The 13,925-nt window shown below is 70.4% G+C and carries 16 protein-coding genes; 9 read left to right on the forward strand and 7 right to left on the reverse strand.

The window, feature by feature from the left end:
• Positions 1-216: 216 nt before the first annotated feature.
• The gene (locus tag OG936_RS24535; RefSeq protein ID WP_406497465.1) at positions 217-843 is read right to left on the reverse strand and encodes a PepSY domain-containing protein; all 627 of its coding nucleotides are present in this window, start codon (positions 841-843) and stop codon (positions 217-219) included.
• Positions 844-960: 117 nt separating this feature from the next.
• Here OG936_RS24535 and OG936_RS24540 point away from each other — a divergent pair, with 117 nt between their 5' ends.
• Together OG936_RS24540 and OG936_RS24545 are read left to right on the forward strand one after the other, a co-directional pair.
• Entirely contained in the window at positions 961-1,623 is a 663-nt protein-coding gene (locus OG936_RS24540) for a response regulator transcription factor (protein WP_406497466.1), read from the forward strand.
• Entirely contained in the window at positions 1,620-3,071 is a 1,452-nt protein-coding gene (locus OG936_RS24545) for an ATP-binding protein (protein WP_406497468.1), read from the forward strand. The genes OG936_RS24540 and OG936_RS24545 overlap by 4 nt, the downstream gene beginning before the upstream one ends.
• Positions 3,072-3,133: 62 nt before the next feature.
• Here OG936_RS24545 and OG936_RS24550 read toward each other — a convergent pair whose 3' ends face one another.
• The 4 genes from OG936_RS24550 to OG936_RS24565 all read right to left on the reverse strand — a co-directional run bounded on the left by OG936_RS24550 (position 3,134) and on the right by OG936_RS24565 (position 5,779).
• Positions 3,134-3,610, reverse strand: a complete 477-nt coding sequence (locus OG936_RS24550) for a MarR family winged helix-turn-helix transcriptional regulator (protein WP_406497470.1) — start codon at positions 3,608-3,610, stop codon at positions 3,134-3,136.
• Positions 3,611-3,735: 125 nt separating this feature from the next.
• A complete protein-coding gene (locus OG936_RS24555) occupies positions 3,736-4,500 on the reverse strand; it encodes an AIM24 family protein (protein ID WP_406497472.1) in 765 nt (254 codons plus the stop codon).
• The gene (locus tag OG936_RS24560) at positions 4,497-5,147 is read right to left on the reverse strand and encodes an AIM24 family protein (protein WP_327258755.1); all 651 of its coding nucleotides are present in this window, start codon (positions 5,145-5,147) and stop codon (positions 4,497-4,499) included. Before OG936_RS24560 ends, OG936_RS24555 begins: the two co-directional genes overlap by 4 nt.
• Positions 5,147-5,779, reverse strand: coding sequence for an AIM24 family protein (locus tag OG936_RS24565; RefSeq protein WP_406500590.1), 633 nt, complete (start codon positions 5,777-5,779; stop codon positions 5,147-5,149). The genes OG936_RS24560 and OG936_RS24565 overlap by 1 nt, the downstream gene beginning before the upstream one ends.
• A 266-nt stretch (positions 5,780-6,045) precedes the next feature.
• Here OG936_RS24565 and OG936_RS24570 point away from each other — a divergent pair, with 266 nt between their 5' ends.
• On the forward strand, positions 6,046-6,396 hold the full coding sequence (locus tag OG936_RS24570; protein WP_406497474.1) for a DUF3817 domain-containing protein: 351 nt from the start codon (positions 6,046-6,048) through the stop codon (positions 6,394-6,396).
• Positions 6,393-6,689: an MTH1187 family thiamine-binding protein gene (locus OG936_RS24575; RefSeq protein ID WP_406497476.1), complete on the forward strand. Its 297-nt coding sequence runs from the start codon at positions 6,393-6,395 to the stop codon at positions 6,687-6,689. Before OG936_RS24570 ends, OG936_RS24575 begins: the two co-directional genes overlap by 4 nt.
• 61 nt (positions 6,690-6,750) lie before the next feature.
• On the opposite strand, the gene OG936_RS24580 is transcribed toward OG936_RS24575, so the two are convergent.
• The gene (locus OG936_RS24580) at positions 6,751-7,737 is read right to left on the reverse strand and encodes a DUF5937 family protein (RefSeq protein ID WP_406497478.1); all 987 of its coding nucleotides are present in this window, start codon (positions 7,735-7,737) and stop codon (positions 6,751-6,753) included.
• A 73-nt stretch (positions 7,738-7,810) separates the two neighbouring features.
• Between OG936_RS24580 and OG936_RS24585 the strand changes: the two genes are divergently transcribed.
• Positions 7,811-9,292, forward strand: coding sequence for an MFS transporter (locus OG936_RS24585; protein ID WP_406497479.1), 1,482 nt, complete (start codon positions 7,811-7,813; stop codon positions 9,290-9,292).
• A 10-nt stretch (positions 9,293-9,302) separates the two neighbouring features.
• Positions 9,303-9,812: a MarR family winged helix-turn-helix transcriptional regulator gene (locus OG936_RS24590; protein WP_406497480.1), complete on the forward strand. Its 510-nt coding sequence runs from the start codon at positions 9,303-9,305 to the stop codon at positions 9,810-9,812.
• Positions 9,813-9,980: 168 nt separating this feature from the next.
• On the opposite strand, the gene OG936_RS24595 is transcribed toward OG936_RS24590, so the two are convergent.
• Positions 9,981-10,919, reverse strand: a complete 939-nt coding sequence (locus OG936_RS24595; protein ID WP_406497482.1) for a zinc-binding dehydrogenase — start codon at positions 10,917-10,919, stop codon at positions 9,981-9,983.
• A 144-nt stretch (positions 10,920-11,063) separates the two neighbouring features.
• Here OG936_RS24595 and OG936_RS24600 point away from each other — a divergent pair, with 144 nt between their 5' ends.
• The 3 genes from OG936_RS24600 to OG936_RS24610 all read left to right on the forward strand — a co-directional run bounded on the left by OG936_RS24600 (position 11,064) and on the right by OG936_RS24610 (position 13,882).
• Positions 11,064-11,675, forward strand: a complete 612-nt coding sequence (locus OG936_RS24600; protein ID WP_406497483.1) for a TetR family transcriptional regulator — start codon at positions 11,064-11,066, stop codon at positions 11,673-11,675.
• Between the two features lie 65 nt (positions 11,676-11,740).
• Positions 11,741-12,073: a DUF3817 domain-containing protein gene (locus OG936_RS24605; RefSeq protein WP_406497485.1), complete on the forward strand. Its 333-nt coding sequence runs from the start codon at positions 11,741-11,743 to the stop codon at positions 12,071-12,073.
• A gap of 108 nt (positions 12,074-12,181) precedes the next feature.
• On the forward strand, positions 12,182-13,882 hold the full coding sequence (locus OG936_RS24610) for a methylmalonyl-CoA mutase (RefSeq protein ID WP_406497487.1): 1,701 nt from the start codon (positions 12,182-12,184) through the stop codon (positions 13,880-13,882).
• The last annotated feature ends 43 nt before the right edge of the window (positions 13,883-13,925 follow it).

Raw genomic sequence — 13,925 nt, forward strand, 5'->3', positions numbered from 1 at the left:
CGGGGCGGGGCGGACGGTCCGGGGCGGCGTGCGGGCCGCTTCGGGGGCGTCGGCGGCTTGCCCGGCCCGGCGCGGCGCCTGGCCGGCCGGACGAATCCGCCAACGGGGCCGACCCGGGAACCGTCTCCCTGCTGGCGAAGGGAGACGTGTTGTTCCTGAGCTTCGAGGACGGAAGAGTTCTCTCCGGGTACGCGCCCTGAGCTCTCCCCGGTCCTACTAGTCGTCGTCCCCGTGGCGGTCGTCGCCGTGGTCGTCGTCATTGCGGTCATGGCCGTCGTCCGACCGGTCCACCGTGACCTTGGCCGTCCTGGCGTCGACGTTCAGCTCGTGCTGCTTGCCGTCCTTGCCCCGGACGTCGACCTCCCAGTGCAGCGCCCCGCCGCTCCGGCCGTCGTGGTCGTCGTCCAGGTCGATCGACGTGACCGTCCCCGGCGTCGCCCGGAGCGCGGCGTCGACGGCCGCGTTCAGCGAGACGGAGGCCGACCGGGGGGCGTGCAGGTCGCGGTCGTCATCGTCGTCGGCGACGTGCTTGCCGAGCACCTTTCCGTTGCCCGCGTCCACCGTCACGTCGTGCCAGGCCCTGTCCGAGCCGTACACGTCGACCTCCCAGACCAGCCCGCCGTCCTCATCGTCCAGCTCGGCCTCGGTGACCGTCCCCGGGACGGCCCCGACGGCCGCCGCGACCGCGTCGCCGACGGTGACGCGGGCCGTACTGCCGCTCGCCGCGCTGCTCCGGGTGTCGCGGTCGTGGCTGTCGTCGTCCGCGAAGGCGACGGCCGTGGCGGCTCCGCCGCCGACGAGCACGGCCGCGGTGACGGCGGCGATGACGATCTTGCGCTTCATGAGGGTTCCTCCCGATCGGTGGCCGGTTTCGACAGGGACCACACTGCCGGGGTGATGCTGAACGCAGCCTGAAGCCACCTGAAGCCGTCTTCAGGATCGGTTTGCGACCCTGTGTGTATGCGCCTGTTGATCGTGGAGGACGAGAAGCGGCTGGCGATGTCCCTGGCCGGGGGACTCACCGCCGAGGGTTTCGCCGTGGACGTCGTGCACGACGGTCTCGAAGGGCTGCACCGGGCCGCCGAGGGCGCGTACGACCTCGTCGTCCTCGACATCATGCTGCCGGGGATGAACGGCTACCGGGTGTGCGCCGCCCTGCGCGCCGCCGGCCACGAGATGCCGATCCTGATGCTGACGGCGAAGGACGGCGAGTACGACGAGGCGGAAGGCCTGGACACCGGAGCCGACGACTACCTGACCAAGCCCTTCTCGTACGTGGTGCTGGTGGCCAGGATCCGGGCGCTGCTGCGGCGTCGGGGCGGCGGTACGGCCTCGCCGGTGGTCACCGCAGGTGCTCTGCGCATGGACACCGCCGCCCGCCGGGTGCATCTCGGCACAGCCGAAATCGCCCTCACCACCAAGGAGTTCGCGGTGCTGGAGCAGCTGGTGCTGCGGGCCGGGCAGGTGGTGAGCAAGGCGGACATCCTGGAACACGTCTGGGACTTCGCCTACGACGGCGACCCGAACATCGTCGAGGTGTACGTGAGCGCGCTGCGCCGCAAGCTCGGCGCCGCGGCCATCCGTACGGTGCGCGGCGCCGGATACCGGCTGGAGGCGCTGTGAGGTCGGTACGGGCCAGGGCCGCGCTCGGTGCCACCGTGGTGGTCGCCGTGGCACTGATCGGCGCCGGGCTGGCCGTACTCCTCGTCCTGCGCGCCAACCTCACCGACCAGGCGGGGCTGCAGGCCGAGGTGGTGGCCCGCGAGGTGGCCGGGCAGCTGGCCCTCGACGTGCCGTACGACCGGCTGGAGATGCGCGCCGAGGAGGACAATCCGGTCCAGGTGACCGACGAGGACGGGCGCGTGGTGGCCGTCTCCAAGGACCTGGAGGCGATCTCCGGCACGGGCACGGACCAGGTCACTCCGGCCAGGTCACCGGCCGCGGGAGACCCCACCGCCGGCAAGGGTTCCGACGACGACGGCAGCGATGACGACGACGGGCGGCACAGTACCCCCGGCCGGGGCGAAGTCGACTCCGGCGACCCGGACTTCGACAACGGCACCGCCACCGTCGACGGCGACACGGCCGACTACCGTTTCGCTTCCGTGCGGGCGACCACCTCCGCCGGGGTGACCCTGACCGTCCACGCGGGCGCCCCGCTGGCCGCCGAGCAGGAGGCGGTGGGCAGTGTGCGCGACGCGATGCTGATCGGGCTCCCGGTGCTGCTGCTCGTCGTCGCCGCGGTGACGGGGCTGGTGACCCGGCGGGCGCTGCGCCCGGTCGAGGGCATCCGGCGCGAGATGGCCGCGATCACGGCCTCGGAGGATCTGAGCAGGCGGGTGCCCGAGCCCGGTTCGCGCGACGAGATCGCCCGGCTGGCCCGTACCACCAACGAGACCCTGACGGCCCTGGAGGCATCGGTGGACCGCCAGCGGCGCTTCGTCGCGGACGCCTCGCACGAACTGCGCAGCCCGATCGCCTCGTTGCGCACCCAGTTGGAGGTGGGTGCCGCGCATCCGGAGCTGCTGGACGTGCCGGGCGCGGTCGCCGACACCGTACGGCTGCAGGCGCTGGCGGCCGATCTGCTGCTGCTGGCCCGGCTGGACGCGGGAGAGCGGCCGGGCCGTACGACGCTGGACCTGGGCGCGCTGGTCCACGAGGAGGTCTCGCAGCGCATCGGCGACCGGATCCCGGTGGCGGTGTCCGTGCCGGAATCCGGCGTGTTCGAAGTGGCCGGTTCCCGTGGGCAGTTGGCGCGGGTGATCGGCAATCTGCTGGACAACGCCGAGCGTCACGCGGAGCACGCGGTGACGGTCTCGGTGCGTGGCGAGCGGGGTGGCGTGGTCGTCGCGGTCACCGACGACGGGGCGGGGGTGCCGCCCGAGGAACGCGAGCGGATCTTCGAACGGTTCGTACGCCTCGACGACGCCCGTACGCGGGACGAGGGCGGCGCCGGTCTGGGCCTCGCCATCGCCCGCGACGTCGCGGTCCGGCACGGCGGCCGGCTGTCGGTGGACGGTGCGCGGGAGGGCGGCGCACGCTTCGAGCTGTGGCTGCCGGCCGCCGGCTGACCGCCCAGGCCTCCCGCAGACCGCCGGCTGACCGCCGCAGCAGGCCACCGCCGCCCCGCGGGTCACACCTTGCCGCGCCGGCCCCGCAGATGATCGGCGACCGGGGCCAGCGCCGCGTGCAGTTCCGCCAGCGCCTCCGGCGTCAACAGGTCCATGAAGTGTTTGCGCACCGACGCCACGTGCTGCGGAGCCACCTTCCGCATCGTCTCCGCGCCGTCCTCGGTGAGGACCGCGTACAGACCGCGCCGGTCGGACTCGCAGTTCTCCCGGCGGACCAGGCCCGCGCTCTCCATGCGGGTGATCTGGTGCGAGAGTCTGCTCTTGGACTGCAGCGTCGCGGTGGCGAGATCGCTCATCCGCATGCGCTGGTCGTCCGACTCCGAGAGATTGACCAGGATTTCGTAGTCGTTCATGGTCAGCCCGAAGGGCTGGAGGTCCTTCTCCAGCTGGTGGGTCAGCAGCCTGCTGACGTCCAGGTGGGTACGCCAGGCGCACTGCTCCGCGTCGTTCAGCCAGCGGGTGGCCGTCTCGGTCTCCATATGTGGATTCTACCTAAGAAGTTGAAAGCCGGACGAAGTGGGAGAGTGTGACGCCCGGCACCCGCCCGGAGGTGGACTCGGATGCGGGGTGCGGACGCTCGACGTCACAATCCGCAGGTTACCGTTCACAAGCCGAAGCGGCGTTGGAGATCCCCGAGCTGGCCGGGCATGCGGGATGCGGACCCGGGTTGACCGCCCCCGCCCGGGACCCCCGGCTGCTGCGGCACCGTCCCCGTCGGCTGCTCGGGCATCAGGATCTCGGTCGACTGGAGCAGCACCGTACCCGCGCCGACGAACTCGTACTGGTGCTCCTCGCCCGAGGTCCCGCCGATCCCGGTCAGCGACCGCAGCCCGCCCAGCACGCCCGTCATATAGCCGTGGTCGTAGTGGTGGCACGGCGAGGGGCAGTCCGCCCAGCCCACCAGGGCCTGCGGATCGACCCGCAGCGGCGGCTCCATGAAGACCACCGGACCGTTGGACGCCGCCACGAACTTCCCTGTGCCGATCAGCGTCAGAAAACCCGGCACGATGGACTGCTTGAGCGCCAGAGTCGGCTGGTACGCGAGGAGGTTGCCGGACCGGATCGTCAGATTCCCGTCCTGAAGGTCGTACGAGTTGACGTCGAAGGCCCGGTCCGCGAGCAGCATCTTGCCGCTGCCCTCGGCCACCACCCAGTCGCTCACGTGCAGCGGCGAGTGGAAGCTCGTACGGATCAGCCGCTCGAAGCGGCCGTGACCGATGCCGTTGAACTCGATCCGCCCGTAATAGGCGATCATCTTGCCCTTCTGCAGGAACCACTGGCTCCCCTTGAGCTCCACGCAGAAGGTGTAGGAGTTGACGTTGTCGTCCGACGGGAGCGTCATCGGGTCGAAGACCACGGGCGTGCTCACAGCTTCTCCTCCGAGGCCTGGACGTACACCGCGCCACTGCCGCTCAGCTCCAGCTGGAACGCCTCGCCGGAGCCGCGCCCCACCATCTCGCGCCAGCCGAGCGCGGTGGAGAGCTTGTTGCGCACGTCGCCGTGGTGCGCGACATACGCCTGCGGGTCCACGTGCACCTCACGGCCCGGGGTGATCGGCAGCTCGATCACCCCGCCGTGTGCCATCACGGCGACCGCGCCATGCCCCTTGAGGGTGGTGGTGAACAGCCCCTGCCCGGTCACCTGACCGCGCACCATGCCCATCACCCCGCCCTGCGAACCCATGAACATCGTGCCCTGCTGGAGCGTCCCGTCGAAGGCGAGCAGCCGGTCGGCCTCCACGTACAGGGTGTCGCCGGCCAGGTTGATCACCTGGATGTGATGTCCGCCGTGGCCGAACATCACCGTGCCATTGCCCTCGACCGTCATCAGCGGGGTCGCCTCATTGGCCACCCGGCGGCCGATCATCGACATCACACCGCCCTGACCGCCCTGGATGTTCGGGGTGAACGACACCTCGCCCCGGTAGGCGAGCATCGCGCCGCGCTGGCTGTACATCTTCTGGCCGGGAACAACCGTCGCCTCGACCATCTTCGAGTTGATCTCGCGGAACGGCATCAGACATCGCCCCCGATGGCGTTCCGCTCGCTCGGCTGGACGTAGACGATGCCCTCGCCCTCGAAGCGGATCTGGAAGGACTCGCCCGAGCCCTCGCCCATCAGCGTCCGGAAGTTCACCCCGGACTGGAAGTGCTGTTGCACGTTTCCCTGATGGGCGATGTAGGCGCCCGGGTCGACGAACAGCGGGTACGAGGTTGAGACCCGCAGCGCCACCGCCGAACCGTCCGACATGATCGCCACCTGTCCGGTGCCCTCGACGGTGGTGGTGAACAGGCCGTTGCCGCTCGCCCCGCCGCGCAGGCCGGTGAAGGTGGTGCCGGTGCGCAGCCCGGCGTCGGTGCAGAGCAGGTTGCTCGCCTCGACGCAGAGCCTGTCGCCGTGCAGCGAGACGAGACTGATCTCGCTCGCGCGGTCGGCGAAGTAGCAGGTGCCCTGCCCCTTCACCTCCATCACGGCCATCTGCTCGCCGGTCAGCCGGCGGGTCACCATGCCGCGCAGGCCGTCACCACCGCCGGTCATCTTCTTGAACGTGATCCGGCCGTCGTACGCGACCATCGAACCGTTCTTCGCCTTCACGGCGTCGCCGGCCAGGTCGACGGCGAGCGTTCTGCTGCCTTGGAGTCGGAACATTGCCACGGAGCGACGTTAACCGCCGGGGCCCGGCGGGGACAGGGCCCAGGGGAGGAACCGGCCCCCTGAACGGCCCCTGATACGCATCCGGTACGGGCCCCGGACGCAATCGGGACGTACCCGTACGGGGTACCAGGCCCGGGCGACGACACGTGACCGGCGACATACGGCCCCGGCGCCGACCGCCGCCCGTGCCGATGCCACAATGGGACGCGCTTGTGCCTGCATTCACAAGCTGTCACGATCCTCCCACCGAAGGTGCCCTCGTGGACGTCAAGACCGCTACCGCCCTGCACCGGCTGCGCCTCATCTCGGTTCCCGAGGCGCTCTCCTTCCCGGCGCTGATCATCTTTGGCTCGATCCTCAGCCGGGTCTCCGACATCGACTTCCTGATGATGCCGCTCGGCATCCTGCACGGCGTCCTCTTCGTCATCTACGCCGTGCTGCTCCTGGACGTCTGGGCCAAGACCAAGTGGCCGCTGAAGCGCGTCGCGCTCTTCTTCCTGCTTGCACTGCTGCCGTTCGGCGGGCTGTACGGCGACAAGGTACTCAAGCGCTATGAGGCCGACGACGCCATCGCCGCCCGCGCCCGCCGGGAAGGCGTGGTCAGCGCATGATCGTCGCGTTCTCGGTCAGTCCGCTGGGCGTCGGTGAGAACGTCGGTGAGTACGTCGCCGACGCTGTCCGGGTCGTCCGTGAGTCAGGGCTGCCCAACCGCACGGACGCGATGTTCACCTCCATCGAGGGCGAGAGCTGGGACGAGGTCATGGACGTCGTCAAGCGGGCCGTCGCCGCCGTCGAGGCCCGCGCCGGACGCGTCTCCCTCGTACTGAAGGCCGACATCCGCCCCGGTGTCACCGACGGTCTGACCTCCAAGGTCGAGACGGTCGAGCGGTACCTCGCGGACTGACGCCCGTACCGCCCGAGGAGCCCTCTTGCCGCACGGCGGGAGGGCTCTTCGTCATCCAGGTCTACTCGGTCGGCACCGCCAGGGCGATGCCGAGCGGCGTCCGCTCGTAAAGTACCTGGTGTCCGTACCGCCGCGACGTCAGCAGCCCCGCCGCCCGCAGCACCGACAGATGCTCCGACACGGAGGACGGCGCCAGGCCCAGCCGGTGCGCGAGCGCGCTCGTCCCGGCCGGTTCGTCGAGCGCGCACAGCACATCGGCCCGCGCCCGCCCCAGCAGCCGGGCGAGCGTCTTCGGCGTGCGGTCCGCGGGCTCCGTCCACAGAGCGCCGATCCCGCGCGCCGGGTAGATCACCGCGGGCTGCCAGGGCGGCTCGTACCCGCTGACCACATCCGGCCAGGCGAAGACGCTCGGCATCAGGACGAGGCCCCGACCGCCGAGCACCCGGGAGTGCCGGCCCTTGACCCCGATCAGCGTGAGCGTCGAATCCGCCCAGCTCAACTGCGGGCTCAGCTCACTGAGCAGCCGCGAGAAGCCGACCGCGGCGAGCCGGCGCGAGTGGTACGCGATGTCCGCCTCCAGCAGCGCGCGCAGTCGCGGCCAGTCCGGTTCGACGAGCACTCGCCACGCCTGCTCCAGCAACGCGGCCAGCTCCTGCTGCGCCCGTGCGGGGTCGGCGAGCATCGCCCGCCCGGCGGGGGAGTCCCTGGTGCCCGGCATGCACGCGAGCGTCAGTTTTAGGTCCCCGCGGACCAGCCGGGGGTCGATGGCACGGACCCCGGCGATCTCCTCCTCGAAGGAGGCGTAGGGACCCAGCGGCGGCGGGGACAGGAAGTCAGGACTGTGTCCGCTCTCCGGCATCAGCGACCACAGCGGCCGCAGATCGAGCCCCGTGGCGGCGCTCCGGATGCGCCTCAGCCACGGTTCGTGGTAGCCGTGCCGACCGGGACGCAGGAGGGTACGTACCGCCTGCTGCGTCTCCCAGATCGGAGAGATGGCGAACCTGCAGCGGAGCAGATCGCTCTCGTCGAAATGCAGATGGAACGACATCGGCTGCCTCGTCAGGATTCGGTTTGGGCCGAAAGTCTACGGAACGAGGGTGTTGCTCCTTCAAGCTGCGCCCATGCCGAGCAACAGCCCCGACCTGATGGGCAGCCCCCACGACGCGGCGGACACCCCGGACGGCCTGACGGGTCGGACTTCCCACGAACCGTCAGCCGCACGCCGCCGAGCGGACGCCCACCCCGCAGGACCGGAGCCGTCGCCGGCCCCCTCCCCGGAGCGCGCCGACCCCATTGACCCGAATCCGTCGCCCGCGCTCCGGGCCCCGACCGCCGCGGACCCCGGCACGTCCCGCGGCTACCGCGCCGTCTTCGCCGTACGGGAGTTCCGGGCCGTATTCACCGCCCATCTGCTTTCCCTCATGGGCCTGATGGTCAGCGAGCTGGCGCTTACCGTCCTCGTCTACGACCTCACCGACTCGCCGCTGCTCAGCGCCCTCACCTTCGCGCTCGGCCTGCTGCCGTACCTGATCGGCGGCACGCTCCTCGCCGGGGTCGCCGACCGCTACCCCGCCCGCCGGGTCCTGGTCACCTGCGATCTGCTCTGCGCGGGCTGCGTCGCCGTCATGGTGCTGCCCGGCACCCCCGTCGGCGGGCTCCTCGCCCTGCGCTGCGCCGTCGCGCTCGTGTCGCCCGTCTTCACCGGCACACGGATGGCCGCGCTCACCGACATTCTCGGCGAGGGCGATCTCTATGTACTGGGCCGCTCGCTGCTGCGGATCATCTCGCAGAGCGCGCTGCTGATCGGCTTCGGCGCGGGGGGAGTGCTGCTCACCGTGGTCTCCCCGCGCGAGGCGATCGCGATCACCGTCGTGACCTTCCTCTCCTCGGCGGCCCTGCTCCGCTTCGGCACCCGGAACCGGCCGGCCCGGACCGGCGACAGCGGCGACGGGGGCAATCTGCTCAAGGACTCACTCGCGGGAGCGCGCACCGTCTTCGCCGACCGCAGGATCCGCGCGCTGACGCTGCTCTTCTGGGTGCCGCCCACGTTCGTCGTGGCACCGGAGGCGCTCGCCGCACCGTACGCCGACGAGATCGGGGCCGGCCGGGCCGCGCTGGGGCTGCTGATGTGCTCGATGCCGATCGGCAACATCGTCGCGGAGCTGTACGTGGGCGGCGTGCTCACACCGCGTGCCCGCTCCCGGATCGTGCTGCCGGCCGCCGTCGCCGGGCTCCTGCCGCTCCTGTTGTACGGGCTCCGCCCCGGCCTGCCCCTGACCATGGCCGCGCTCGCACTGGCCGGGGTGGGGGCGGCGTACGTCATCGGCCTCGACCAGTGGTTCGTCGAAGCCGTGCCCGAGGAGCTGCGGGGCCGGGCGATGACCCTGCAGACCGCGGGGCTGATGACGGTCCAGGGCATCGGCATGGCCCTTGCCGGGCTGGCCGCCGAATTCCTTCCCGTCCATCAGGTGGTCGCCGGAGCCGCCGTGATCGGTACGGTGTGCACGCTCCTGCTCGTCCGCGAGGTCAGCCGGACGGCATCCGCACCCCGAATTCGGACCGAAGTTCGAGACAGTGATGACCAGCATATGACCAGTGGGTAAGGTCGGTGCCGTGCCGAAGCCGCTCAGTCTTCCCTTCGATCCCATCGCCCGCGCCGACGAACTCTGGCAGCAGCGCTGGGGTCCGGTGCCCTCGATGGGGGCGATCACCTCGATCATGCGCGCCCAGCAGATCCTGCTCGCCGAGGTCGACGCGGTCGTCAAACCGTACGGACTGACCTTCGCCCGTTACGAGGCGCTGGTGCTGCTCACCTTCTCCAAGGCCGGCGAGCTGCCGATGTCCAAGATCGGCGAGCGGCTCATGGTCCACCCGACCTCCGTCACCAACACCGTGGACCGGCTGGTCCGCTCCGGGCTGGTCGCCAAGCGCCCCAATCCGAACGACGGCCGCGGAACCCTCGCCTCCATCACCGACAAGGGCCGCGAGGTCGTCGAGGCGGCGACCAAGGACCTGGTCGACATGGAGTTCGGGCTCGGGGTGTACGACGCCGAGGAGTGCGCGGAGATCTTCGCCATGCTGCGGCCGCTGCGGATCGCGGCCCAGGATTTCGAAGAGGCCTGACAGCCCTTCCGGCCGCCGGACCCGGTGCGTGGCCCCGGGCGGTCGCGCCGGAGGGCTGCCGTGCTGCGCCCGGCCGGTCCTCCTGCGCGTACGCCCGGGGCCGCCGCGTTCCGAGCGGGTCCTCCTGCTTGTGCGCCCCCGCTCGTGCACGGCGCGCTCGTATGCGGTCTACTCGTACACGGCGACGAGCCGCCCGATGACCTCGCCCCGCTCCAGTCGGCCGATCCCGTCGCCGATCGCGTCGAAGCCGATGCGGGTGATGCGAGAGGTCACCTTGCCCTCGGCGATGAGTCCGACCACCGCCTCGCAGTCCTCGATGGTCCCGGCCTGGGAGCCGATGAGGACGACCTGGTTGAGGGTCAGCTGCTGCAGGTTGATGGTGCCTTCCGCGACTCCGAGGCCCACCTGCACCACGCGCCCGTCCCGCCGGACCGTGTCGACCGCACCCGCGGTCGTGGTTCCGAAGCCGGCGAAGTCCACGATGACGTCCAGCTTCTCGTCGGCGAGTTCCGTGATGTCCTTCACGACCTTCTTCGCCCCGAGCTCGCGGGCGAAGGCGTGCACCTTCTCGTTCTTCTCGGCGACATAGACTTCGGCACCGACCGCGAGGGCCACCTGCGCCCCCAACGAGCCGAGCCCCCCGAAGCCGATGACGCCGACCTTGGTCCCAGCCGTCACGCCGCCCTGTACGACCACGGCGTGGTACGAGGTCAGCCCCGCATCGGTCGCCGCGGCCGCCTGGTCCCAGGCGATGGTGTCGGGCAGCCGGATCACCAGTTCCTCGCGGACCGCGACCCTGCTCTGGAAGCCACCGTTCGACGAGGTGCCGGGTCCTTCGATCGCGGCGGGCACAGCGACTCTGTCCCCGACACGGAAGCGTGATACACCCGAACCGACCACGGACACCACGCCCGCGATCTCATGCCCCAGGGTGATCGGCCGGAACGGCAGCAGCGAGGTGAGGGTGCCGTCCAGGAAGCCGACGTCGCTGTGGCAGAGCCCGGCGGCCTTCACGTCGATGACGATCTCACCGGCCCCCGCCTCCGGCTCGGGGATCTCGTGCAGCGAGAGGGGTTGCCCGACCTCGGTGAACTGCCATGCTTTCATGATCGATTCCTTCTGGTTCAGTTGCTGTGACGTCATGCGTGCGTCGGTGGCGGCGCGTACGGGCGTCGCCTGCGACGTTATTAACGGTACCCGGTCCCGAAAATAATCGGAACGTGTGCCTCCGAATGGAGAGGAGCAGCCGGTATGGGAGACACGAGGCGGCCGCGAGGGCGGCCGCCCGCCTCGTCGCGGGAGAAGATCGAGGTGGAGGCCGTCGAGCTCTTCCTCCGCCACGGCTACGCCGGGACCAGCATCGCGATGATCACCGAGGCCTGCGGTGTCGGCAGAACGACCTTCTTCCGCTACTTCGACTCCAAATCGCAGATCATCTGGTCCGCCTTCGACGACCACACCCAGAGGCTTCGCGAGCTGCTCGCCCGTGCGGAGCCGGATGCCCCCGCCCTGACGGTGATTCGTGCCTGCGTCGTCGAGGCGCTGCGCGACTCTGTCGACGAGCGGGGTATCTGGCTGAAGCGGTTCACCATTCTGGACACCTCGGTGGAGCTGCGCTCCGAGGTGTCGGCCCAGTGGCTGAGCTGGGCGCGTGCCGTCGCCGGGTATGTGGCGCACCGCACCGGCGCCGATCCGGACGGCATCGTCCCTGCCGGCATCGGCGGTGCGATCCAGGCGGCCTTCCTCGCCACACTCCGCAGCTGGCAAGGGACCGAGGAACCGCCGGACCGGCTGCTGCGCCAGATGGACGTGGGTCTTGCCCCGCTCTGCGACGTGCTACAGGAGTGGCTGGACCGGGGCTGAGTCCGGGCTCGCCCGGGCCCGGCCCGCTGCAAGATCGCCCCGGGCGTCCGGTTACGCTCGGTTCCATGAAACGCAGTGTGCTGACCCGGTACCGGGTGATGGCCTACGTCACCGCCGTCATGTTGCTGGTGCTCTGCACCTGCATGGTCTTCAAGTACGGCTTCGACATGGGCAAGGATCTGACGCTCGTCGTCTCCCAGGTCCATGGTGTGCTCTACATCATCTACCTGATCTTCGCCTTCGATCTCGGCTCCAAGGCGAAGTGGCCGATGGGCAAGCTGCTCTGGGTGCTGATCTCCGGCACCATCCCGACGGCCGCGTTCTTCGTCGAGCGCAAGGTCGTCCGCGAGGTCGAGCCGCTGGTCGCCGGCGGTTCTCCCGTCACCGTCGAGGCCTGAGCCGCCCGGCCGGGCCCGGCCCGAACCGCACCACCCGAACCGCCCCGTGCAAAGCACCGGGCGGTTTGCCATCGACATTTACTAGGACGTCCTAGTAAATTCGATTGTATGGACGCTGACGCGATCGAGGAGGGCCGCCGCCGCTGGCAGGCCCGTTACGACAAGGCCCGCAAGCGTGACGCGGACTTCACCACTCTCTCCGGAGACCCTGTGGAGCCCGTGTACGGCCCCCGCCCCGGGGACACGTACGAGGGATTCGAACGGATCGGCTGGCCCGGCGAGTACCCCTTCACCCGGGGGCTCCACCCGACCGGCTACCGCGGCCGGACCTGGACCATCCGCCAGTTCGCCGGCTTCGGCAACGCCGAGCAGACCAATGAGCGCTACAAGATGATCCTCGCCGCGGGCGGCGGCGGGCTCAGCGTCGCCTTCGACATGCCGACGCTGATGGGCCGCGACTCCGACGACCCCCGCTCGCTCGGCGAGGTCGGGCACTGCGGAGTGGCCATCGACTCCGCCGCCGACATGGAGGTCCTCTTCAAGGGCATCCCCCTCGGCGACGTCACGACGTCCATGACGATCAGCGGACCCGCCGTCCCCGTCTTCTGCATGTACCTGGTCGCCGCCGAGCGCCAGGGCGTCGACCCGGGCGTGCTCAACGGCACGCTCCAGACCGACATCTTCAAGGAGTACATCGCGCAGAAGGAGTGGCTCTTCCAGCCCGAGCCCCATCTGCGCCTCATCGGCGACCTGATGGAGCACTGCGCCCGCGACATCCCCGCCTACAAGCCGCTCTCCGTCTCCGGCTACCACATCCGCGAGGCCGGGGCGACGGCCGCGCAGGAGCTCGCGTACACGCTCGCCGACGGTTTCGGCTACGTGGAGCTCGGCCTCTCCCGCGGGCTGGACGTCGACACCTTCGCGCCCGGTCTCTCCTTCTTCTTCGACGCGCACCTCGACTTCTTCGAGGAGATCGCCAAGTTCCGCGCGGCCCGCCGGATCTGGGCCCGCTGGATGAAGGAGACGTACGGCGCGAAGACCGACAAGGCGCAGTGGCTCCGCTTCCACACCCAGACCGCCGGTGTCTCGCTCACCGCCCAGCAGCCGTACAACAACGTCGTACGCACCGCGGTCGAGGCGCTCTCCGCCGTCCTCGGCGGCACCAACTCGCTGCACACCAACGCCCTCGACGAGACCCTCGCGCTCCCCTCCGAGCAGGCCGCCGAGATCGCGCTGCGCACCCAGCAGGTGCTGATGGAGGAGACCGGCGTCGCCAACGTGGCCGACCCGCTGGGCGGCTCCTGGTACGTCGAGCAGCTCACCGACCGGATCGAGGCCGACGCCGAGAAGATTTTCGACCAGATCAAGGAGCGCGGCACCCGGGCCCATCCCGACGGGCAGCACCCCGTCGGGCCCATCACCTCCGGCATCCTGCGCGGCATCGAGGACGGCTGGTTCACCGGCGAGATCGCCGAGTCCGCCTTCCGGTACCAGCAGTCGCTGGAGAAGGGCGACAAGCGCGTCGTCGGCGTCAACGTCCACCACGGCTCGGTCACCGGCGACCTGGAGATCCTGCGCGTCAGCCACGAGGTGGAGCGCGAGCAGGTCCGGGTGCTCGGCCACCGCAAGGACGCCCGCGACGACGCCCGGGTGAAGTCGGCGCTGGACGCGATGCTGGCCGCCGCCCGCGACGGCTCCAACATGATCGGCCCGATGCTCGACGCCGTACGGGCCGAGGCGACGCTCGGTGAGATCTGCGGGGTCCTGCGCGACGAGTGGGGCACCTACACGGAGCCGCCCGGCTTCTGACGGGCGGTCGGTGGCCGCGTTCGGCGGCCGAGGAGGAGGCAGG

The organism is Streptomyces sp. NBC_00846 (assembly GCF_045207325.1).
Taxonomy (GTDB): Bacteria; Actinomycetota; Actinomycetes; order Streptomycetales; family Streptomycetaceae; genus Streptomyces.

Excerpts from the sequence above, each read along its gene's own strand:
- OG936_RS24595 (WP_406497482.1), bottom strand. The coding sequence starts at position 10,919 with ATGAAAGCATGGCAGTTCACCGAGGTCGGGCAACCCCTCTCGCTGCAC.
- OG936_RS24575 (WP_406497476.1), top strand. The coding sequence starts at position 6,393 with ATGATCGTCGCGTTCTCGGTCAGTCCGCTGGGCGTCGGTGAGAACGTC.
- OG936_RS24560 (WP_327258755.1), bottom strand. The coding sequence starts at position 5,147 with ATGCCGTTCCGCGAGATCAACTCGAAGATGGTCGAGGCGACGGTTGTT.
- OG936_RS24540 (WP_406497466.1), top strand. The coding sequence starts at position 961 with ATGCGCCTGTTGATCGTGGAGGACGAGAAGCGGCTGGCGATGTCCCTG.
- OG936_RS24585 (WP_406497479.1), top strand. The coding sequence starts at position 7,811 with ATGCCGAGCAACAGCCCCGACCTGATGGGCAGCCCCCACGACGCGGCG.
- OG936_RS24605 (WP_406497485.1), top strand. The coding sequence starts at position 11,741 with ATGAAACGCAGTGTGCTGACCCGGTACCGGGTGATGGCCTACGTCACC.
- OG936_RS24580 (WP_406497478.1), bottom strand. The coding sequence starts at position 7,737 with ATGTCGTTCCATCTGCATTTCGACGAGAGCGATCTGCTCCGCTGCAGG.
- OG936_RS24610 (WP_406497487.1), top strand. The coding sequence starts at position 12,182 with ATGGACGCTGACGCGATCGAGGAGGGCCGCCGCCGCTGGCAGGCCCGT.
- OG936_RS24535 (WP_406497465.1), bottom strand. The coding sequence starts at position 843 with ATGAAGCGCAAGATCGTCATCGCCGCCGTCACCGCGGCCGTGCTCGTC.
- OG936_RS24565 (WP_406500590.1), bottom strand. The coding sequence starts at position 5,779 with ATGTTCCGACTCCAAGGCAGCAGAACGCTCGCCGTCGACCTGGCCGGC.
- OG936_RS24550 (WP_406497470.1), bottom strand. The coding sequence starts at position 3,610 with ATGGAGACCGAGACGGCCACCCGCTGGCTGAACGACGCGGAGCAGTGC.
- OG936_RS24600 (WP_406497483.1), top strand. The coding sequence starts at position 11,064 with ATGGGAGACACGAGGCGGCCGCGAGGGCGGCCGCCCGCCTCGTCGCGG.